This is a genomic window from Pseudocolwellia sp. G5-9, from assembly GCF_055808995.1.
Genome location: NZ_CM147893.1, coordinates 911,510 through 931,158 on the forward strand (window position 1 = coordinate 911,510; position 19,649 = coordinate 931,158).

The window sequence follows — 19,649 nt, forward strand, 5'->3', positions numbered from 1 at the left end:
GTTTTTTCATATATAAATATAACAACATTATCTTCCGTATAACAATTTACCTCCTATTGACATACTTTAAATATAAACACATAATTTTACATACAACAAACATTTCGAGATATTAATGAAAAAATTATCTATAACAATCAGTATTTCAGCGATCCTATGTTTATTGGCCGCTTGTAATTCAAATATAAATTTAAACAATAATACTCAAATTGAAAAAACAAAGCCTTTAAATGTACTTTATATAATGACGGATGATCATGCAGCTCATGCTGTAGGTGCTTATGAAGGTCGATTTGCGAAGCTAAACCCAACTCCAAACATTGATAAATTAGCTGATGAAGGGATGCTTTTCACTAATACTTTTGTAACAAACTCTATATGTACACCAAGCCGAGCCAGCATTTTAACAGGTCAATATAGCCAAACAAATGGGGTTTTAGATTTAAGAGGCAGTATAGAAACTAAAAATCAGCACTTACCTACTCTCATGAGTAAAGCGGGATATCAAACAGCTATAATAGGTAAATGGCACTTAAAAAAAGAACCAGGGGCTTTTGATTATTACCAAGTGTTAGAAGGACAAGGGACTTATTTTGATCCTACCTTTAGAGTTCAGGGCGATAAAGCATGGCCTAAAAACGAAGTTAACTACAAAGGTTATTCGTCTGATGTGGTTACCGATTTATCTATTGCATGGTTAAAAAATAAAAAAAGCGACAAACCTTTCTTTTTAATGCATCAATTTAAAGCACCGCACGACATGTTCGAATACGCTCCTCGCTATGAAGACTACTTAGCCGCAGAAACCATTCCAGAACCAACCGATTTATATGGTGTAAAAGCAACATTTGGTTCTATCGCCACTCGTGGTGTTAACGATAAACTGATTAAAGATATTGGCACATCGGTTTCTAAAAGACATAACCGCAGAAGCATGGGAATCGATCTTGGTGTAGATCCTTCTTTACCTGAAGAAGAATTTACCAGACAAGCATACCAAAAATATGTAAAAGCCTACTTACGCTGTGTTAAAGGTGTAGACGATAACATTGCACGTTTACTACAAACATTAAAAGACCTAGGCGAGTACGATAACACTATTATTATTTATACTTCAGATCAGGGGATGATGTTAGGCGAACATGATTTTCAAGATAAGCGCTGGATGTATGAAGAGTCAATCAGAATGCCTTTTATTATTAAAGACCCACGTATGACAACCCAAGGTCAAAAAAGTGATTTATTGGTGAACAACACAGACTTTGCCCCATTAATTTTAGACTTAGTTGGAATTAAAGTACCTGAATATATGCACGGCAAAAGCTTTGCATCGGCTTTACAAGGAAAAACCCCTGATAACTGGCGTACGGCAAGCTACTACAGATACTGGACACACAGAGCTTATCACGACGTACCAGCACACTTTGGCTTACGTTCTAAAGACTATAAACTTATCTTTTTTTACGGTGCTAACTTTATGGAAAAACCTTTCCCTTTTTATGATAAAAAATGGGTAGCTAAAACAGGGCTTCACAATAGTGCTATTAATACGCCAGCAGCTTGGGAGCTTTACGACTTACGCAAAGATCCTACAGAACAAAACAACGTTTATAGCAACCCTGAATATTTAAAGGTTGTTGATGAACTTAAAATTGAATTAAAACGCCAACGTAAGTTATACAATGAAACAGATGAGAAATATCCTCATCTTCAAAAAATTATTGATAAACATTGGAACGATTAACCTCTGCGATATCATCACTAAAAACGGCAATTTAATTGCCGTTTTTTTACATTCATAATTAATTTTCTTATTATAAATTATTTCAATTTTTGTTTTTAATACTTTGAGAATTAAAGTTATTGGAGTAAATTATACGAGTTCAATGGATAAATTAAGCTCTTTTATACTTAGCTATTATTTGTGAAATAAATATCAAAATAGTTAAAAATTTTAACTCATAAAAATGATTAATTTATTAAAAGAACTATTATTAAAGATAGAAACATCTACAACCCCATTATTAGCGACACTTATGAAATTTATTATATTAAAAAACTTGGAAGCTTATCTCGTTAAAGAAAGAGTTCCTACAGAATATAAAAGTTTGGCTTTAAGCTGTGAATCTCAACTAGGAGAACTAACGACACTCATCATTTTTCCTCATAATAAAAAAGATATTGTGAAAAGTTCTCTCGTTAAAAAAGCTTTAAATAAACTCGGTGAATTAACAGACCATAGTTTGGTGGTTGTGGGAGGATGTTTTAGTGCTGAATCAGTTGAACTTCTCCATCAACAAAATGCCATCTTTCTCTCTTTATCTGAAATTCATTGGACTGATTCAGGAAGTAGTAAATTACAAAAACAACATAAGTTTTAATTTAATATACGATCAAACACTGCTATTAACTCTCATCAATAGCAGTGTTTTATAAAATAATAATTACGACTTATCAAAATGAATAACAGTTCGAATACTCTCGCCTTTATGCATTAACTCAAATGATTCGTTTATATCTTCTAAGGTCATTGTGTGAGTAATAAAATCACTCAATTTAAATTCACCAGCCAAATAACGCTCAACGTAATCAGGCAATTCTGAACGCCCTTTAACACCACCAAAAGCCGAACCTCTCCATACGCGTCCAGTAACTAATTGAAATGGACGAGTTGAAATTTCTTGTCCTGCGCCAGCAACGCCAATCACTACAGATTCACCCCAGCCTTTATGACAACACTCAAGCGCTGAACGCATTAAATTCACATTACCAACACATTCAAATGAATAGTCAACACCACCATCGGTTAGTTCAACAATAACGTCTTGAATCGGTTTATCGTAATCTTTAGGGTTTATACAGTCAGTTGCTCCTAATTTTTTCGCTAATTCAAATTTACTTTCATTAATATCAATCGCAATAATACGGCTTGCTTTAGCCATAGTTGCGCCAATAACCGCTGACAAGCCAATACCACCTAAACCAAATATAGCAACCGTTGCGCCCTCTTCCACTTTGGCTGTATTCATTACCGCGCCCATACCTGTTGTTACACCACAACCAAGTAAGCACACCTCTTCTAACGGCGCTTCTTTATTTACTTTAGCTAAAGATATTTCAGGTAATACTGTGTATTCCGAAAAAGTTGAACAGCCCATATAATGGAAAATAGGTTGACCATCTTTATAAAAACGCGTGGTGCCGTCTGGCATCAGCCCTTGACCTTGTGTTTCTCTAATTTTCTGACACAAATTAGTTTTACCAGACAAACAGAATTTACATTCGCCACATTCAGGCGTGTAAAGCGGAATAACATGATCCCCAACTTGTACGCTAGTCACACCTTCGCCTACTTGTTCAACAATACCGCCACCTTCATGACCCAAAATAACAGGAAAAATCCCCTCAGGATCCTCACCAGATAATGTAAATGCATCTGTATGACAAACTCCTGAAGCAACAACTTTAATAAGGACCTCACCTTTACGGGGTAACATAACATCTACTTCTTCAATAGATAATGGTTGTTTAGGTCCCCAAGCAATAGCAGCTTTCGATTTAATAAATTTATCAGACATATTTACTCTCAATTTTAAATTAATAAGGTTTAATTGATTCTGTTAATACAACAATAACAGTATTCTAATTTTAATGCGTTATACCCAATAGCCTATTATAGTTATTTCTAAAACAATGATAATATATTAATTTGTAAATCACTATTACATATAGGTAACAATAATGCAGTGGGAAGGTATTAGCGAATTTGTCTACGTAGCTGAAAATGAAAGCTTCACTCTCGCCTCAAAAAAAATGGCAATATCTACAGCTCAAGTTAGTCGGCAAATAAGTGCCTTAGAAAAGCGCCTCAATATCAAATTACTTTACCGAACAACACGAAAAGTATCGCTAACCGAAGAAGGTCGTGTTTTTTATCAACACTGTCGAAGTGTCTTAGATGCTTTAAATACAGCCGAACAAGCCGTTACCCACTTACAAACCAAGCCGCAAGGTAAAATAAAACTTACCGCATCGGTCACTTATGGTGAACAACAAATATTACCGTTAGTTAATAACTTTATGATGCAATACAGTGATATTGAAGTAACAGCATATCTTAGTAATCAACAACTCGACTTAATAGAAGGCGGATATGATTTAGCGATTCGATTAGGTAAATTAAATGATTCATCGCTAATGGCAAGAAAACTAGGAAAAAGAACAAACTATGTTTGTGCCTCCCCCACTTACTTAAGCAAATATGGCGCACCTCATTCATTGCCTGAACTATCCAAACATAGTTGTTTATTAGGCACTTTAGATTATTGGCATTTTCAAGAATCATCTAAAGATAAAAACATTCGCGTTACAGGTAAGTTACGCTATAACAGTGGAGTTGGTTTAGTTGATGCCGCATTAAAAGGACTAGGTATAGTTCAGCTGCCTGATTATTACGTTCAACAACATATAGAAAGCGGAGCACTGATAACCTTATTAGATAATTACCGTGTACCCGATGAAGGTATTTGGGCAATTTATCCACAAAACCGTCATTTATCACCCAAAATTAGACTACTTATTGATTATTTAACCAAACAATTGACATAATTTATTTATTACCCAGTAAAAGTCCCTGCTAAGATTAAAAGCACAAATAAATCAGTAACTTTATATATAAAACACTTTAAATTTAAGTTAATCTATTTTCATATATTAAACAGATAATTTTATAGGTGCATTATGAAAAAAATTTATTTATCCATTTGTTGTATCTCTGCGAGTTTTTTGGCTTCAGCTGAAAAAAAAATAGATCCTAAATTAACTGAGCAATGGACTCCTATTCCTGAGATAGTCACACCCTCACCTGTACCTTCTGACGCGATTGTTCTATTTGATGGTAAATCAACCGAAAATTTAGAACATGGCGATGGTAGCAAAGTAAAATGGAAAGTAGAAAATGGTAACCTCACCATAGAACCGGGTACCAAAGGGATTTTTTCAAAAGAAAAATTTTGTGATATACAACTGCACATTGAATGGAAATCACCAGAAAAAATCGCAGGTAAAGCAGGGCAAAAATTAGGTAATAGCGGTTTATTCATACAAAGCCGCTATGAGGTGCAAATTTTAGACTCTTATGAAAATCAAACCTATGCTAACGGTCAAGCCGGATCAGTATATAAACAATCAGCTCCTTTGGTTAATGCGATGAAACCAACAGGCGAATGGCAAACTTATGACATTATTTACCATGCGCCAAAATTTACTGAAAAAGAGCTAAGTAAACCAGCAGATATAACCGTTTTACATAATGGTGTATTGATACAAGATCACTTTATTTTAAAAGGTGGAACTGTATATAGAGGGCAACCAAAATATAGAGCTCATGGTTGCGACCGACTATTGTTACAAGATCATAACGACAAAGTTAGCTTTCGAAATATTTGGGTGCGTAAACTATAACGCTCTTAAAATTTTATTTTTTAATGTGCTGAGTTCTCAATATTTGGATATAACGTTAAAAATATAAAAATTCATGAAGATCCATTAGTAAAGTCACCCTGCTGATGTATCTTCACTCATTTTATTAAAAACGATTAAGCGACAATTTTTATTGTCGGCTTATGCTCAATAAATTCAGCAGAAAACACATCATTAAGTTGATCATCCGATAGCCCCCATTGCTCTCCTAGTACATGGGCTATCCAAGAAAAACTATTAGATGTAGGCGTTAAATCTCGCTGTTCAAACAATTGCGACTCACTTAATCCCGGCCAATCACCTAAAACCTTACCCCCTTTAACACTTCCACCCGCAATAAACAGATTTGAAGCGGTACCGTGATCAGTCCCCCTTGTACCATTTTCTTTTGCTGTACGACCAAATTCAGTGGCAACTATCACTATAGTGTCTTTCCACGTTTCACCTAACCCTTCTTTTAAGCTTTCAAGGCCGTTATCTAATTCGGTAAGTTGCTTATTTAAACGAGTATGTTGATTATTATGAGTATCCCAACCTCCAAGTTCTAACATGGCACAATCAATTGCATTGTTGTTTTTTAATAGCTGCGCACAAGCTTTAGTTAAATCGATAAACTTTCCTTTACGTTTTTCTGATACCGCAGAACCCGCCATATTTTGAGTGTTTAATCCTTCTTTTAACCTTGACGATAACAACGCATCCTCAGCATATAATTTACCTAGTGCAGCATACACATCATCGTCAGCATCTTTCAACGACGAAGGATACCAAGTACTGGTATTGTCGTTACCGCGTAAGCTAACAGGAGTAGAACGCGATACCGCTAACGCTTTTTTATTTTTGTGCTTTAACGCTCTCGCTAACCAACCTGAATCTTCATTTATGGTTATTAAGCCTGATTCTAAAAAATCTTGTCCGTCAAAGTGCGAACGTCTCTTATAGCCCGAACCAACAGCAACCACTGGCATAAGTTCTTTATTTTTATACCAAGTGTGTAAATGTTGAAGCGCAGGATTAAAAGCAAAACCATTGTCTAATGGCAATAATTTATCTTTAACGCTTCTATATAACGAAGGTCTTAACTTAGCTAAATCAGCCTCAAATGTGGGGACTATTGTATGCAATGAATCTAATCCGCCTCTTAATACTACCCACACAATTTTTTTAGCATTAATTTGGCTTCCCGTTAGTGCTTTAGCTTTACTGGCAAAAGCTGCCCCTTGAAATAAAACTAAACTTGCGCCTATAGTTTTTATAAAGTGACGACGTTTCATTTTTATCTCCTTTGAAATTCAGGGCTCATTAACAACAAGGTAAAAGCCTGCTGACGACTTTCTGCTCTTATTACGCTGTTATAGGTTAGTTCACTGGCACTATCGCTTAAAGTATTCATTAACACTTTCTCAGCATTAGGTTTTCTTCTAGCAGCATATTGTGCCGATAGCTCAATTCTAGACATAATGGCACTCGCGCCATTCCAGTCTTGTTGATAATCACTATATCCGGCTGGAGAACCCGCATTAAAAGGTCTTTGCCCTAAAACAGTTAAGGCTTTTAAAACTTGTTTACCTTGAATGTTATTTTGTCCTACCCCTCTAAAGGTAGAAATAACAAACTCTCTCGGCGATTTAAACTTAAAGGAATGTTCCGACCACGACTCTTCAGCATTTATCATTTCAATAACAACGTCTTTAATTTTTCCGTTGCTCAATTTCCAACGCTTTACCATTTTTTCAACAAGGATTTGAGGGGGGGCGTCTGCAATAAAATGACGTGCTAACTTAAAACATAGGTGCTCAGCAGTAGCAGAATGACGAGCCAAATACTTAAGCATACTTTCCCCCTGCTTTAGCCCATTATTGTTAAAACTCGTCCCTAATAATTTTCTCGTATTAGGTTCATGCCCTGTGCCCCTATAGGTAAAGCCAACGCTTTTATCTTTTGTAAAATTAGATACACTCCACCCCGTAATACCCTTAGCAAGTTCAGTAACGTCTTGTTGAGAATAACCGCCATTAACACCTAGCGTATGAAGCTCTAATATTTCTCTGGCGAGATTTTCATTCAAACCTTTACCTTTTTTACCTAACTTAGACGCGGGACCAAAAGACTTTTCATTGTTCAAATAAATTAACATTGCAGGATGTTGAGTGACCGCTAACAACATATCTTCAAAAGAGCCTAATAAATGTGGTGCAATAGCTTCGCGCTCTAAAGTAGGTGCTAACGCCGTCATTACTTGACCTTGAGCCGTCACACTAAAGTGGTTAGAAAAAAAGTCTAACAACCGCCAGTTCAAGCTATTGTCTGATTGAATAGCTTGAACCAAAGTATCGCTAGATAAGGTTAGATAAACGTTCCGAGGATATTTCTGTAGTTTTTTCAGCTTTTCTTGATCAGTTTTACTTACAAGGCTTGCGCTTCCATTGGCATTTTTTTTATTTAAACTTTTTTTGAAAAGCCTTAACTCAGTTAATGCCTCTGCTATTTCATCAGAGGTAGGTAAATCATCGTCAAAAGATACAGCGGGGGTTGTATTTAATTGATTAATTAACCAAGCCTTCGGGTCTTTTTTTACCTCTTTATGCTCATTTGGCTTAGCTCCCAAACCAAAACGATTAGTGGCAATAACCGCTTGAATAGACATATTACTTACCTCAAATAAAACCAATAACTTACAATAATAGCAAGTATCAACTTATGCTAATTATTTTACGTATCTTTACATTAAAAAATTGGAACCGAACCAACGGCTAAAAGTATTACGTGAATGGTTTGTTAGGGCGAAACGACATTATGTTGAAACTCCCCTGTTTTTAGGAATTTTTTAACTTGTCTAATGACTTCATCATTCCGCATAATAAATGCGTGTGAAACGGGTATAATTATGTGATCAGACATACCTTCCACCTTTGTGTTTTCGACTGAAACTTTACCATCATCAGGGTTTGGAAGCATTTGAGAAAGTATTGGGTTAATCGTTGAGCTGCCAGCTATTATTCCTACTGGGTAACTAACTGCCCCAAGTAAATTTGGAACACTTGATTTATCAGTACCTAACTCCAAACCTGCGGGGCCATTAATAAATTCGTATCCTGGAACGTTTTTAAGTTTATCAACAATCTCACTTCCTTTATTTGGCGGGCCTAGCATTACCACACGCCCAAGCAGGTCTAGTGTGTTATCCCTTAAATATTTACGTAATACAATTCCGCCAAGAGAATGAGTCACAAAATTTATAATTACATTAGGTTTACATTGAGCTACTGCGTTAGGAAGGTAATATTTAGCAATACTTTCTATATTATATTGCGTTGAGGGATAGTCAAAATTAACAACGGTATAACCTACTTCTTTAAGTTTATTCTCCATTTTATTCATAGAGCTATCGGAACGAGCCATCCCATGAAGCAATATAACGCACTCTTCAGACATAGAAAAAGCACTCCATAAACACAGAATTAAATTAAATAATTTTATTTTCATACGGCACTCTAAAATTCCTAACACCTCACTAAGAGGCAAATAATTGTTGGCTAAAATGTGAAGCTAAACCAGTCAACTATTTTTTGTCCATTTAATTGCCTTGTTAAATTTTTTATACCATAATCCAATATATATTGGTACTTGAAAAGATTTTACAATATGGCTAAAAATACAAGCGTAACATTGGGCGAACATTTTGATCAGTTTATAAACCAACAACTTAACACTGGTCGTTATGGCTCAGCAAGTGAAATTATTAGAGCTGGATTAAGAGCTTTGGAAGATCAAGAAGCTAAGCTTTTAAATTTACGTAATATGTTAATCCAAGGCGAACAAAGTGGTGTTGCCGAGTACAGCTATGAAAGCTTATTAACTGAATTAGATAAAGATAACCATTAATGGGTAAGTTTGTATTATCTTCAAAAGCCAAAACAGATTTAATTAAAATAGCTAAATATACCCAAATAACTTGGGGACTATCTCAACGGAATGATTACCTAAAAATATTAGATAGTACGTTCCATTTGTTAGCTAGTGATCCCGATCTAGGAATTAACTGTGAGTCTATTAGAGAAGGCTACAGTAAATATCCACAAGCTAGTCATGTGATCTATTACAAAGAGTATAAAAACAGTCAAATATTTATCGTGCGAATATTACATAAAAGTATGGATGTTAACTCCGCACTCTAGAAAAATACCAACGCCCCATTAAGAGGCAAATACTAATTGGTAGTTAAGATGCTATTAATTATGGGATTGGTATTATAAATTTTATGATAAACTAGCGTTATTATTACAACTCCCTGTTTATAGAGAAAACTCAATGTCTGACGACTACCCTACGGTTTCTATTTCATATCAACCGATAGAACTATGTAAATTATTAAAAATAGCCAATATGGTGTCTGGTGGCGGCGAAGCTAAAATAGTGATCGGCGAAGGTTATGTTTATTTAAATGGTGAAGTTGAATTTCAAAAAAGAAAAAAAATATACAATAACGACATTATCGAATTTAATGGAGATCTAGTACAAGTAGTATGTAGTAAGCCTGCAAGTACTTCTGAAGAGGTAAAAAAGGCAAAGGTTCAAAAAGCTAAAGTAAAAACGGCTCAATCGAAAAGTAGCAATAAAAACACCCAACAACATGCTATTGCGCAGGAAACGCCAATACCATCAACGCCAGCAAAAAGACGCCCTATTTCATTTTAATATACCCATTATCACTCAATATGCGTATTTCAGACTATATTGAATGGTTACGGAATATGACTTAAAGATAAGGTAATAAAATAAATACCTTATCTTTATGCATTACTTTTTACTTAATTTTCTTTTTTTCAAAAAATCTATCAATAAAAACGATACGGCTATACTGCTTGGTATCGTAATAGACATAAACAAAGGTATATTTATATTAACCCCCTGCTCAGTTAACGACTTTAAAAACATATGAATTAATGCGCAACTATTATAACTAATTGCCACAACAGCAAACGCTTCTATTGTTTCTTGTAATACAATTTGTTGTTTATTTTGGTCATTTACTGACGCTAACAGCTCATTATTCTGCTGCTCTGTTGTAGAACGAATACGGGTAGACAATAACGAAATAGCACGGTCAATTCGCGTAATAAATACATTTAAACGATTATTAGCAGCTTCGCACGTTCTGAATGTGGGCATGGTGTTTCGGTTTAAAAAGTTGGAAAAAGATTGATAGCCTAATACCTTAGTTTCATCTAAATGCTGTAAACGGTCTTCAATTAATTTTTTATACGCTGATGTTGCTGAAAATCGATGTCCTGTATTACTTCTCCAGTTTTCACTGATTACCGATAAGTCTAATAATTGATGAAGCAATTTTTGTTGTGACATGGTGTCACTCACTTCAGAGATATCTTTTACGATAAGTGAAAGATCTATTTCTTTTGTTTCTAATTCAAAAACAATTTCTTCTGCTATCGGAAATGCAATTTCTGCCACACTTCTATAATTTTCTAATTCTATAATGTTTTGGCTTAAGCGCCCTCTGCGCTTTGGCCCTAACGAAAAATCTTCAATATACACTCTAAATAATTTATGTTGCTTATCGCCATAATAGTCTGTCCAAATACGCGCTGAATCTTGTTCAACCATGTTACCGATTAATTGATTTTCACCAAAAACAGTATGTAATTTTTCTTTGAAAGTTGATGTGGGCGTACAGGTATTAAAGGTAATAAGTATTTGTGTGAGCAGCTTTCCTGGAAAAGAGTTTAACCAGTGTTCAGGTACATTTCGAATATGCTCTAAATCCCCCTTTGCTGAAATAATCCAAATGTATAATACAAATTCATGGTGTATTTCTTTTCTAAGATCGACATTTTCTCCACAGTAAACTTCTAACCGAGAAGAAACATCAACTTCGGCTAATTGAAAATATTCAACTAGCTCAGCGGTATGTTCTTTTTCTTGAATAATATCAATTTCATTTTGACGTAAAAAAGAGTGGCAAAATACAGTGCTTCCTCCTTCAAATTCAGGAGTAGGCCTTGCATTTAGCACTCTATTTTTCATCTTTAAAACGCCTTAAATATTAATATTGCTTAAAGTGTTTTTCTACTGCAGAAAAATACTCATCCGCTAAACCTAAGTACGCAGGTCCAAAAGCTTTTAAACCTTTTTCTGTTAAAAACTCTTTAGGTGCAGGTAAAATAATAACAGCGACATTCATACCAACAAGGTGATTAGGATTGGTAATAGGTTCACCTTTATCGAGATCAATACAACAAATAAGCTCAGGAATAGTAACGTCAATTACACCATTTTTACGCGCAAGCATATTTTCATTTTTAACGTCAATAGAGTAAGTATCACCCTCAAAGTTATTTACACCTTCTATCTCAATATAACCCAGAGTAAACCCATCTTTAGTCTCAAAATTAAAGTTTTGAGTTTTTCCTCTAAAAGCGACATAACCATTGCCTTTATCAGCAATAACTTGAGCAATATCACTCCCATCTGCTTTGGCTAAACGGTAGGCTTTACCTAACTCTAAAGCCGTTGATATGGTGCCTTGAATTACAGCTCCTCTTAAGTTCTTCGCTTCGGTTGCATGATCAATAGCAGCAATATCGTTACGACTTACTTTAGCCAAAGCACGTACTAAACGCTCTGCTCGCATATCGTCTTTAACATTTTCGCAAACAAAACATTCACCAAATTCATTTGCAGCAACAATCGGTGCTGCTGGTAAATTATTTAAATAATAAGTTGAATGCGTTATTTCAGGCACAGCTCTACCAGCGGGATCAGCATCAATAATATAACCATTACTCATCGCTGCTACGTAAAATGAAATAGCCGTATTAGAGCCACCTAATTCACAACAAATAGTGCCGAAATAAGAGTCACCTGTAAGCTGTTCTAGTCGACGAAGCGCTGTCATTATAGAAGGTTCACCACTTTGAGGTAATTCGCTGTATTCTTGTTCTTCTTCAGCAGATAAATCTGAAATAGCGCCTAACATATAAGGTGTACAGATTTTGGCGTTATCAGGTACATGATCAAAATCTATCAACTTAAATTCTTTACCTGCATCAAACGCTTTATTTATATAATTAAAGCCTTCATCAAGTTCGCCTCCACCGCCTGTTCCTAAAATGGTACAACCGTATAAAATATCAGATAAATCTTCTTTGCTTAGACGTTTAAATTGCATGTATTACTAACACCTTTGTCAGAACTTTAGTTACAGCAAATAATAACGAATTGTTAAAAATTTAAGTTTCGAATGCGGCCACTAAATCAAATTTAAATTTTTTCAGGTATCACTATAAACCAATTTAATTTTTAGCTTTTATTACACACTAAACATAGAGTTATACCCGTTACCAATCAATATGCGTATTTCAGAGTATCTTGAATGGTTACGGGTATAAATATTGATTGTACTAAGGGTTAAAAATGAGAATAGATTCCAATTTCGATAGCGGCAATATTACCGTTATAAACACAGACTCACACACGAATATACGATTAAATCTACGTAAAGACACTAACGCAGATCATAAACAGTGGTTCTATTTTAGAGCTTCAAATGTGCAAAACTTTAACTGCCAATATTTTATTGATAATGCAGATGAAGCTTCATTTCCTGAAGCTTGGGATACTTGTACTATTGTTGCCTCGTCAAACAGAAAAGAATGGCGTCGTATTAACACCCATTACGACGGAAAAACATTATCCTTCTGTGATCAATCAGACTCGCCTATTACTTATTATGCTTTATTTGCCCCTTATTCGTATGAGCGTCATATCAATTTAATAGGAAATTCTCTGGTTCATCCACAATGTTCTTTATTAAAAGCTATTGAAACCGTTAATAAAAACCAAGTAGAAGTATTACAAATTGGATCACCTTCACCACACAAAAAATCAATATGGATTATTGCTCGCCAACATCCAGCTGAAACGATGAGCGAATGGTTAATGGAAGGTTTTTTACAAGAACTGTTAGCACAAAACGACCACAGCATATTATCTAAAGCGACATTATACCTTGTTCCTAACATGAACCCTGACGGGAGTGTTGTTGGTAATATACGCACCAATGGGAGTGGTATAGACCTAAATAGATCTTGGAAAACACCTTGCGCAGAAAAAACCCCCGAGTCTTTTTACGTATTAGACTTAATGAAGCAAACTGGTGTTGATTTATTTTTAGATATACATGGTGATGAAGATCGCCCATTTACCTTTGCAGCAGGTTGTGAAGGCAATTCAAACTACACTGAAAAGCAAGCCAGTTTAGACAAAAATTTTAGACATTATTTTAATGAAGAAACAATCGATTTTTCAATTGAGAATGGCTATCCAGCAGATGAACCGAATCAAGCCTTGTTAGATATTGCTTGTAATCAGGTGGGTTACTTATTTGGGTGTTTATCTCTTACTATCGAATTACCTTTTTTAGATAATAAGTACAACCCTGATCCTATATATGGCTGGTCACCTGAGCGTAGTATAAAAATGGGTACACAACTATTATCACCTATAGCGCGTATTTTAGAAGAATTGTAAACAGCCACTTAAACAAATCAGCTTAGCTTTATTTCATTAAAGCTAAGCTGATTTTTATAGATTGACTTGTACGATTAATTAACGGGATTGGTATTAAATTTAGGATTAATTTTCATTAATAGATAATAAACTGGAGCCGTAATTAAAAGTGAGTCACATACTTCTATTGTTGTAAGCGTGAAATACCCTTGATTAGTTAACATAGAAACAACAATACCTACTGCCCACGCGATAAGCGCAACGACATTAACTTTACTCACCGCCGACAGTTCTTCTATAACATAGCGCTGCTTCTTTCTAATAAAAAAGAAATCAACAACATAAATAGCAGCCACAGGTGTAAAAATAGTAGATAAGCCAAACAGAAAACTTGTAAAGTTATCGAGTAAATTAAAAGAAGCGATAAATGTTCCTAAAATACCTACAAAAATAATAACTTTCCATTCAGGCCACTTTTGCGTAATAGAATTTAGACCTAACGCAGAACTGTACAAATTAATAACACTGGTAACCCAACCTGAAGTGATCAATAACACAAAAGCAAAACCACCTAAACCAAGCGCCAGCATAACTTGTAAAACATCATTATTCACCACAGCTAATCCTGCTATAGCCGCTACAATATAAACAAAATTATTAATGAATAAAAAAGGCAAAAAGGAAGCGATAAAAGTCCCTCTTTTGGTTGCTGAAAACCGTGAAAAGTCAGGCATTAACACCACGCTCACAATAAAGCTCCCCACCACAGCAGATACAGCTTCGCCAAAGGTAAAATCAGTATTTGGAGGAAGGACACTAAGCTCGTTAGCGCTATAGCCTATGCTTTGATAAAGCATGTATATAACAATAAGAAAAAGCACAGGAACCAGTAAAGTAGAAAGTTTTTCTAACAGTTTAAATCCCAAAATAGTGGTGAGTGTTATTAATATACCAATAACAATTTCTAACACCCAAATCGTAGCGGTATAGTCATAAGTATCTTGAATGAGTTCTTGTATAACTTTACTAAAAACATCAATATTTACCCCGTACCATCCCAATAACGACAACACAAAAGCAAAACTTAATATATTGGCGCCAACATTCCCAAACACAAACTTCATCATCATACATGAAGCAAGTCGGTTATACATTCCCACAAGACCCGTAATATAGCCCAATATAGACAGTATTAAGCCACCTAATAAAAAAGCATATAAACTTTGTTCAAGTCCTAAAGCTTTTCCTATTTCGAGTCCAGTAATTAACCCTGGAACCGCAAACGCTAACCCTCCATTTATCATACCAATACGCACACCACCAATGGTTTTCTCTTCAGGCACTGGGCTGGTTGCATAATCTTCTAAAATATCATTTTTACACGTTTCGCTATTGTTCATAAGAATAGACACCTATTAAAAAAATCAGCCTCCTAATACTAAAATAACACTAGAATAAAACTAAAAGGCTGATAAAAGCTTAGCACCTTAAGTTGTGCTAAACATGTCTAACTTAAAAACTATATATGGCTTCTAATCCGAAACTACGTGGTCTATTAGGTTGGCGAGCTAGGTCAGTTACACCATCACCAAAAATAAAGATGTCTTCTATACCTCTTTCATCGGTTAAGTTTTTAACATAAAACTGCAGTGTTATATTTTCTGACTTTATACCAACACCTGCGTTTACAAAGGTGTATTGAGACGATTTAATCTCAGGTAATTCAAGATTGAATGACTTAGGCCCAATGATTTGAACATCCGCACGTGAAATAAGCGACCATGTTTCGTTCAATTCAAAAAAGTGGTTAATTGACGCTGAATAATTATAATCGGCAACCCAAAACTGTGATTCACCGACTAAGTTTGGGCGTCTTTCAAATTCAATAATTTCTGAGTCAATTAGCCCTGCACTTAAACGAAAATCTAAGTTAGCAGTAATGGCAACGCCTACTTCTAACTCAAGTCCTTTGGTTTCGACTTCATCAATTCCTAAGTTTTCTAAGGTAAAAGTATCAACATTGAATTGCGTAATTTGTGCATTTTCTTGTTCTATCGCGAAAATAGCACCATTAATGGTGACTTTATCATCAAATAATGTAGATTTAAAACCTGCTTCGTAGCTGTCTGAAACTTCTTTATCGAAGGTTCTAAGAATACCTTCAGCAGGCTCATTAAAGCCACCACTTCTAAAACCTTTTGAATAACCCGTATAAATAAGTACATCTTCTTGCATTTGATAAGCAATAGTTACTTTAGGTTGTAATTGGCTAAAGTCTTTTTTGGCAAAGGTGTCGTTAACAAAGTTAGGATCAAACGACTCCCTTGAGTCGTGGTCGTAACGTAAAGCACCTGTAATTTCTAGTTTGTCGGTAATATCGTAGTTAACTTGCCCTGCAACAGCCCAAGCTTCACTACTGTTAATGTCAGCAATCACTAAATAGATTTGATCGTTAGAAAAGTCAGCTCGAGTTTCGCGAACATCACCATTAAAATCATCAAAAAAGTTAATGGTATTATCACGCTCTTTGTCTTGATAGAAAGCAGATACCGCCCAGCGTAAATCTTGATCACCTTGCGAAGTAAAACGTGTTTCAACTGTTAACGACTCAACATCAAATAAACCTTCTGTACCAAAAGGCGCTCTAAAAAAGTCAGCTTCATCAATAAACGTAGGATCAGCAGAATAGTCGCCATCATAAAAATGTTCATTTTCAGACTTACTATACGAAGTAATAAAATCAAGTGTACCTAAATCATATTCTTGCGTTAATTTAGCACTTAACTCGTACACATCTCTTTCGTCTTTGTTTTTAATATTGTTTGAGGTGTTAATTGAAAAGTCTTCTATCGTATCGGTCGATACATTTTGATAATAAGCAAAGCCGGCTGTACTGCTAGTATAACGACCTTTTAAATTTAAGCTTGTATCGTTAAACAGTTCAAACTGCAGTTGGGCAAAAAGAGAATCTTCTTCTGAATAATCAGCTTCTTCACCTAAAAAGTCGTCATCTATTAAGCCATCCGTACTTTTTGTATAACCACCAACACGAAAATAAGCCGTGTCTTGTTTATTAAGCGAGCCTGATACAACACCACTTATATTGTATGTATTACCATTACCATAAGAGGCTTTAACTGAACCTTCTAAATCTTCAATTGGTTGTTTGGTTGTAACAATAACCGCACCACCTACAGCACCACGACCGTATAAAGCACCTTGAGCACCACGCATAACTTCAATGCGTTCAATATCAACTAAGTCTTGGTTTATAAACTCGAGATCGGGTGCGGTAACGCCATCAACAACAAAAGCTAATGGTGGATCGCCCACTTGTGGCGTTATTAATCCTCTAATGGTAATTCGTGCTAAGCCGGGCCTAAAGTTGTCAAGAGCACTAAGGTTGGGAGTCATGTTTGCTACATCTCGAAAATTAGTAATACGAGAGCCTTCAATCATGTCTGCTGTAAATGCAGTTACAGAGTCAGGAACATTCTGAATGGTTTCAATACGACCACGAGCAGAAATTGTAATTTTTTCAATTGAAGCTTCTTTCTCTTTTATCGTTTCGTCTTCAACCGCTTGAACCGATGAAAATAATGATAAACTAATTGCACATGAAACAAGTGATTTACAAAATACTTTACTTATCTTTTTAGATTTACTCATAGCGTAGCCTTAATGCTTTATAATTATTCTTAAGTAGTTAAGTGTTAGTTAGCAACTTAAACTCTAGGGTTAAATTAATTATGAGTGTTTATAGAAAAATATTATTTTGTAATAGTGTATTCTGGCACTACATTTATATTGATTTATTATAATCAACAATAAATCTTTAGGTTACCTAAAGAGATAATAAGTTACGCAAATTAAAATAACTAAAACGATGAGAGCACTTAAAACATGAAAAAAGTGATTAAAATTGACAGCTACAATAAAAAAATACTAGGCTTTTTACACCTACAAGCCGACTTAACTAACATTGAATTGGCTGAAAAAGTGAATCTGTCGCCAAGCGCTTGTTTCCAAAGGGTGAAATCTTTAAAAGAAGCCGGTTATTTTAGATCTTTTCATGCAGACGTAAACCTAGATCAACTTTGCGAACACGTTTTTGCTTATATCGAATTTACGTTAAACGACAACAGCGCACCTACCCGAAGAAAATTCGCTAATGCGTTACAAGACATACCTGAAATTATGGATTGCTTACAATTAAGTGGTGACGTAGATTATATTTCATTAAGCTGTTTTTCTAATATTAATAAGCTTAACGACTTTTGTAATAAATTAAGCGACGATGAAACCTTATCCATAAAACGCATTAACACTAGAATAGTATTAGATCGAGCTAAATGGTTTTTAGGTTACCCTTTAGCTCAATTAAAATGGTTAGACGACTCACCTTATTCTGAAGAAAACTAGTTTTTCGACATAAAATCGATCAACAATGCAGATATTTTTGCCGCCACTGAAAGCGTTATTTCTCTAGCGTTTTCATTATGGCTTGTGCTATTAGTAAATGGTGCTATTTCCATCATATCTGCTCCGGTAATATTAAAGCGTTCACCTAATGCAGTTATTATTTGTAAAGCTTCATTTGGATAAAGTCCATCAGGTTCAGGTGTTCCTGTGGCCGAAGCAAACTCAGCGTCAATAGCGTCTATGTCAAAGCTCACATATAGTTCGTCTATATTATTCTCTGTAAGCTGTTTAATAATATTTTCAACAATAGGGTTAACACCAAGCGTTCTTACCTCGTTCGCCCAATGCTGTTTAACACCAAAAGTATTTTCCCAATGTGATTTAGGTTTACCACTAGAACGAATACCTATTTGAATTAAACAATCAGGGCTGGGTAAGTCATCCAATATATGCGTACACCACGAGCCAAAACATAAGTCGATACCTAAACGCTCAGTAAGCAAATCGGTATGCGCATCAAAATGAATAACCGCGGCTTTTATTCCTTGTTTTTTCTTACCTTGTAAATAAGCTTTAACTAAAGGATAACTTACCGAATGATCGCCACCTATACCAAAAATACCTTTTTGCGGAAACTCGCTATAAAAGTCATGCAATACATCTTCAGTAATACTTAATGGCGACACGGGGTATAATTTATCACTGCTGCCATAAAGTGCTTTTTGGCAATTTGAAATAGTCGCTTCATTCAAGTATTTATCGTGCAGCAAATGCGGTATAACTCTAATATCACCTAAATCATAACTGTTTAGCTCTGGGTGCTGTTCTAATAAAAACGAACGTAAAAACAACGGCCCCCAATTAGCACCTCTTAAAATACCGCCACCACAATCTGAAGCAATACCTAAAATAACAGCGTTTGAAGTATTAGGAAGTAAAGATAAAGTATTAAGCCAATGTTTATCTATGTTGGTTGTTGTACCAAAAATACGTTGATGAAGCTGCTCTTTACGCTCTTTAGCAGTGTTAACCGTGAACACGCCATTACCTGGCGGACACAAACAATGTGAGAGTTTCTCGAATAAGGGAGTTGATATCGGCTTCATAATTTACCTCTATATTTAACGTTAACCAAAACTGGTACATAAAGAGATATTTTATGGGAATACTAAAAAATTAAATTTTGAAAATGGGAGCATTTCAAAAAAATACGATGG

The 19,649-nt window shown here is 35.1% G+C and carries 18 protein-coding genes; 9 read left to right on the forward strand and 9 right to left on the reverse strand.

Annotated features, from left to right (window positions below; translation table 11 throughout):
• Positions 1 to 115: 115 nt before the first annotated feature.
• Together AC0L5Q_RS03945 and AC0L5Q_RS03950 are read left to right on the forward strand one after the other, a co-directional pair.
• Complete coding sequence (locus tag AC0L5Q_RS03945) at positions 116 to 1,744, forward strand: sulfatase family protein (RefSeq protein ID WP_473614400.1); 1,629 nt, start codon at positions 116 to 118, stop codon at positions 1,742 to 1,744.
• Positions 1,745 to 1,967: 223 nt separating this feature from the next.
• Positions 1,968 to 2,381 carry a hypothetical protein gene (locus AC0L5Q_RS03950; RefSeq protein WP_473614404.1) on the forward strand — a complete coding sequence of 138 codons (414 nt, stop codon included), beginning with the start codon at positions 1,968 to 1,970 and terminating at the stop codon, positions 2,379 to 2,381.
• Positions 2,382 to 2,444: 63 nt separating this feature from the next.
• On the opposite strand, the gene AC0L5Q_RS03955 is transcribed toward AC0L5Q_RS03950, so the two are convergent.
• Positions 2,445 to 3,578: an S-(hydroxymethyl)glutathione dehydrogenase/class III alcohol dehydrogenase gene (locus tag AC0L5Q_RS03955; RefSeq protein WP_473614408.1), complete on the reverse strand. Its 1,134-nt coding sequence runs from the start codon at positions 3,576 to 3,578 to the stop codon at positions 2,445 to 2,447.
• A 163-nt stretch (positions 3,579 to 3,741) separates the two neighbouring features.
• Between AC0L5Q_RS03955 and AC0L5Q_RS03960 the strand changes: the two genes are divergently transcribed.
• The gene (locus tag AC0L5Q_RS03960; RefSeq protein WP_473614411.1) at positions 3,742 to 4,608 is read left to right on the forward strand and encodes a LysR substrate-binding domain-containing protein; all 867 of its coding nucleotides are present in this window, start codon (positions 3,742 to 3,744) and stop codon (positions 4,606 to 4,608) included.
• Positions 4,609 to 4,740: 132 nt separating this feature from the next.
• A complete protein-coding gene (locus AC0L5Q_RS03965; RefSeq protein WP_473614415.1) occupies positions 4,741 to 5,463 on the forward strand; it encodes a 3-keto-disaccharide hydrolase in 723 nt (240 codons plus the stop codon).
• Between the two features lie 134 nt (positions 5,464 to 5,597).
• On the opposite strand, the gene AC0L5Q_RS03970 is transcribed toward AC0L5Q_RS03965, so the two are convergent.
• The 3 genes from AC0L5Q_RS03970 to AC0L5Q_RS03980 form a co-directional block, all read right to left on the reverse strand.
• Complete coding sequence (locus AC0L5Q_RS03970) at positions 5,598 to 6,755, reverse strand: DUF1501 domain-containing protein (protein ID WP_473614419.1); 1,158 nt, start codon at positions 6,753 to 6,755, stop codon at positions 5,598 to 5,600.
• A 2-nt stretch (positions 6,756 to 6,757) separates the two neighbouring features.
• Positions 6,758 to 8,128, reverse strand: coding sequence for a DUF1800 domain-containing protein (locus tag AC0L5Q_RS03975; protein WP_473614422.1), 1,371 nt, complete (start codon positions 8,126 to 8,128; stop codon positions 6,758 to 6,760).
• Between the two features lie 131 nt (positions 8,129 to 8,259).
• Positions 8,260 to 8,967: an esterase/lipase family protein gene (locus AC0L5Q_RS03980; RefSeq protein ID WP_473614426.1), complete on the reverse strand. Its 708-nt coding sequence runs from the start codon at positions 8,965 to 8,967 to the stop codon at positions 8,260 to 8,262.
• 159 nt (positions 8,968 to 9,126) lie between these two features.
• Here AC0L5Q_RS03980 and AC0L5Q_RS03985 point away from each other — a divergent pair, with 159 nt between their 5' ends.
• The 3 genes from AC0L5Q_RS03985 to AC0L5Q_RS03995 all read left to right on the forward strand — a co-directional run bounded on the left by AC0L5Q_RS03985 (position 9,127) and on the right by AC0L5Q_RS03995 (position 10,179).
• Positions 9,127 to 9,366, forward strand: coding sequence for a type II toxin-antitoxin system ParD family antitoxin (locus AC0L5Q_RS03985; RefSeq protein ID WP_473614429.1), 240 nt, complete (start codon positions 9,127 to 9,129; stop codon positions 9,364 to 9,366).
• Entirely contained in the window at positions 9,366 to 9,659 is a 294-nt protein-coding gene (locus tag AC0L5Q_RS03990; protein WP_473614433.1) for a type II toxin-antitoxin system RelE/ParE family toxin, read from the forward strand. The genes AC0L5Q_RS03985 and AC0L5Q_RS03990 overlap by 1 nt, the downstream gene beginning before the upstream one ends.
• 133 nt (positions 9,660 to 9,792) lie before the next feature.
• The gene (locus AC0L5Q_RS03995; RefSeq protein ID WP_473614436.1) at positions 9,793 to 10,179 is read left to right on the forward strand and encodes an RNA-binding S4 domain-containing protein; all 387 of its coding nucleotides are present in this window, start codon (positions 9,793 to 9,795) and stop codon (positions 10,177 to 10,179) included.
• A gap of 102 nt (positions 10,180 to 10,281) precedes the next feature.
• Here the strand turns inward: AC0L5Q_RS03995 and AC0L5Q_RS04000 are convergent, their stop codons facing one another.
• Together AC0L5Q_RS04000 and AC0L5Q_RS04005 are read right to left on the reverse strand one after the other, a co-directional pair.
• On the reverse strand, positions 10,282 to 11,526 hold the full coding sequence (locus AC0L5Q_RS04000; protein ID WP_473614439.1) for a DUF3422 family protein: 1,245 nt from the start codon (positions 11,524 to 11,526) through the stop codon (positions 10,282 to 10,284).
• A gap of 19 nt (positions 11,527 to 11,545) precedes the next feature.
• Positions 11,546 to 12,670: a DUF917 domain-containing protein gene (locus tag AC0L5Q_RS04005; protein WP_473614443.1), complete on the reverse strand. Its 1,125-nt coding sequence runs from the start codon at positions 12,668 to 12,670 to the stop codon at positions 11,546 to 11,548.
• A 245-nt stretch (positions 12,671 to 12,915) separates the two neighbouring features.
• Between AC0L5Q_RS04005 and AC0L5Q_RS04010 the strand changes: the two genes are divergently transcribed.
• A complete protein-coding gene (locus AC0L5Q_RS04010; RefSeq protein ID WP_473614446.1) occupies positions 12,916 to 14,031 on the forward strand; it encodes a M14 family metallopeptidase in 1,116 nt (371 codons plus the stop codon).
• Positions 14,032 to 14,105: 74 nt separating this feature from the next.
• On the opposite strand, the gene AC0L5Q_RS04015 is transcribed toward AC0L5Q_RS04010, so the two are convergent.
• Positions 14,106 to 15,410 carry a cytosine permease gene (locus tag AC0L5Q_RS04015; protein ID WP_473614450.1) on the reverse strand — a complete coding sequence of 435 codons (1,305 nt, stop codon included), beginning with the start codon at positions 15,408 to 15,410 and terminating at the stop codon, positions 14,106 to 14,108.
• A 112-nt stretch (positions 15,411 to 15,522) separates the two neighbouring features.
• The gene (locus tag AC0L5Q_RS04020) at positions 15,523 to 17,679 is read right to left on the reverse strand and encodes a TonB-dependent receptor (RefSeq protein WP_473614453.1); all 2,157 of its coding nucleotides are present in this window, start codon (positions 17,677 to 17,679) and stop codon (positions 15,523 to 15,525) included.
• 234 nt (positions 17,680 to 17,913) lie between these two features.
• Here AC0L5Q_RS04020 and AC0L5Q_RS04025 point away from each other — a divergent pair, with 234 nt between their 5' ends.
• On the forward strand, positions 17,914 to 18,432 hold the full coding sequence (locus AC0L5Q_RS04025; RefSeq protein WP_473614457.1) for an Lrp/AsnC family transcriptional regulator: 519 nt from the start codon (positions 17,914 to 17,916) through the stop codon (positions 18,430 to 18,432).
• On the opposite strand, the gene AC0L5Q_RS04030 is transcribed toward AC0L5Q_RS04025, so the two are convergent.
• Positions 18,429 to 19,538 (reverse strand): arginase family protein, encoded by a 1,110-nt coding sequence (locus tag AC0L5Q_RS04030; protein ID WP_473614460.1) that lies wholly within the window; start codon positions 19,536 to 19,538, stop codon positions 18,429 to 18,431. The two genes, AC0L5Q_RS04025 and AC0L5Q_RS04030, sit on opposite strands and share 4 nt — an antisense overlap.
• Positions 19,539 to 19,649: the final 111 nt, after the last annotated feature.

Bases quoted from the DNA above. Each gene is read 5' to 3' on its own strand.
- AC0L5Q_RS03945 (WP_473614400.1), top strand. From the start codon at position 116: ATGAAAAAATTATCTATAACAATCAGTATTTCAGCGATCCTATGTTTA.
- AC0L5Q_RS03950 (WP_473614404.1), top strand. From the start codon at position 1,968: ATGATTAATTTATTAAAAGAACTATTATTAAAGATAGAAACATCTACA.
- AC0L5Q_RS03955 (WP_473614408.1), bottom strand. From the start codon at position 3,578: ATGTCTGATAAATTTATTAAATCGAAAGCTGCTATTGCTTGGGGACCT.
- AC0L5Q_RS03960 (WP_473614411.1), top strand. From the start codon at position 3,742: ATGCAGTGGGAAGGTATTAGCGAATTTGTCTACGTAGCTGAAAATGAA.
- AC0L5Q_RS03965 (WP_473614415.1), top strand. From the start codon at position 4,741: ATGAAAAAAATTTATTTATCCATTTGTTGTATCTCTGCGAGTTTTTTG.
- AC0L5Q_RS03970 (WP_473614419.1), bottom strand. From the start codon at position 6,755: ATGAAACGTCGTCACTTTATAAAAACTATAGGCGCAAGTTTAGTTTTA.
- AC0L5Q_RS03975 (WP_473614422.1), bottom strand. From the start codon at position 8,128: ATGTCTATTCAAGCGGTTATTGCCACTAATCGTTTTGGTTTGGGAGCT.
- AC0L5Q_RS03980 (WP_473614426.1), bottom strand. From the start codon at position 8,967: ATGAAAATAAAATTATTTAATTTAATTCTGTGTTTATGGAGTGCTTTT.
- AC0L5Q_RS03985 (WP_473614429.1), top strand. From the start codon at position 9,127: ATGGCTAAAAATACAAGCGTAACATTGGGCGAACATTTTGATCAGTTT.
- AC0L5Q_RS03990 (WP_473614433.1), top strand. From the start codon at position 9,366: ATGGGTAAGTTTGTATTATCTTCAAAAGCCAAAACAGATTTAATTAAA.
- AC0L5Q_RS03995 (WP_473614436.1), top strand. From the start codon at position 9,793: ATGTCTGACGACTACCCTACGGTTTCTATTTCATATCAACCGATAGAA.
- AC0L5Q_RS04000 (WP_473614439.1), bottom strand. From the start codon at position 11,526: ATGAAAAATAGAGTGCTAAATGCAAGGCCTACTCCTGAATTTGAAGGA.
- AC0L5Q_RS04005 (WP_473614443.1), bottom strand. From the start codon at position 12,670: ATGCAATTTAAACGTCTAAGCAAAGAAGATTTATCTGATATTTTATAC.
- AC0L5Q_RS04010 (WP_473614446.1), top strand. From the start codon at position 12,916: ATGAGAATAGATTCCAATTTCGATAGCGGCAATATTACCGTTATAAAC.
- AC0L5Q_RS04015 (WP_473614450.1), bottom strand. From the start codon at position 15,410: ATGAACAATAGCGAAACGTGTAAAAATGATATTTTAGAAGATTATGCA.
- AC0L5Q_RS04020 (WP_473614453.1), bottom strand. From the start codon at position 17,679: ATGAGTAAATCTAAAAAGATAAGTAAAGTATTTTGTAAATCACTTGTT.
- AC0L5Q_RS04025 (WP_473614457.1), top strand. From the start codon at position 17,914: ATGAAAAAAGTGATTAAAATTGACAGCTACAATAAAAAAATACTAGGC.
- AC0L5Q_RS04030 (WP_473614460.1), bottom strand. From the start codon at position 19,538: ATGAAGCCGATATCAACTCCCTTATTCGAGAAACTCTCACATTGTTTG.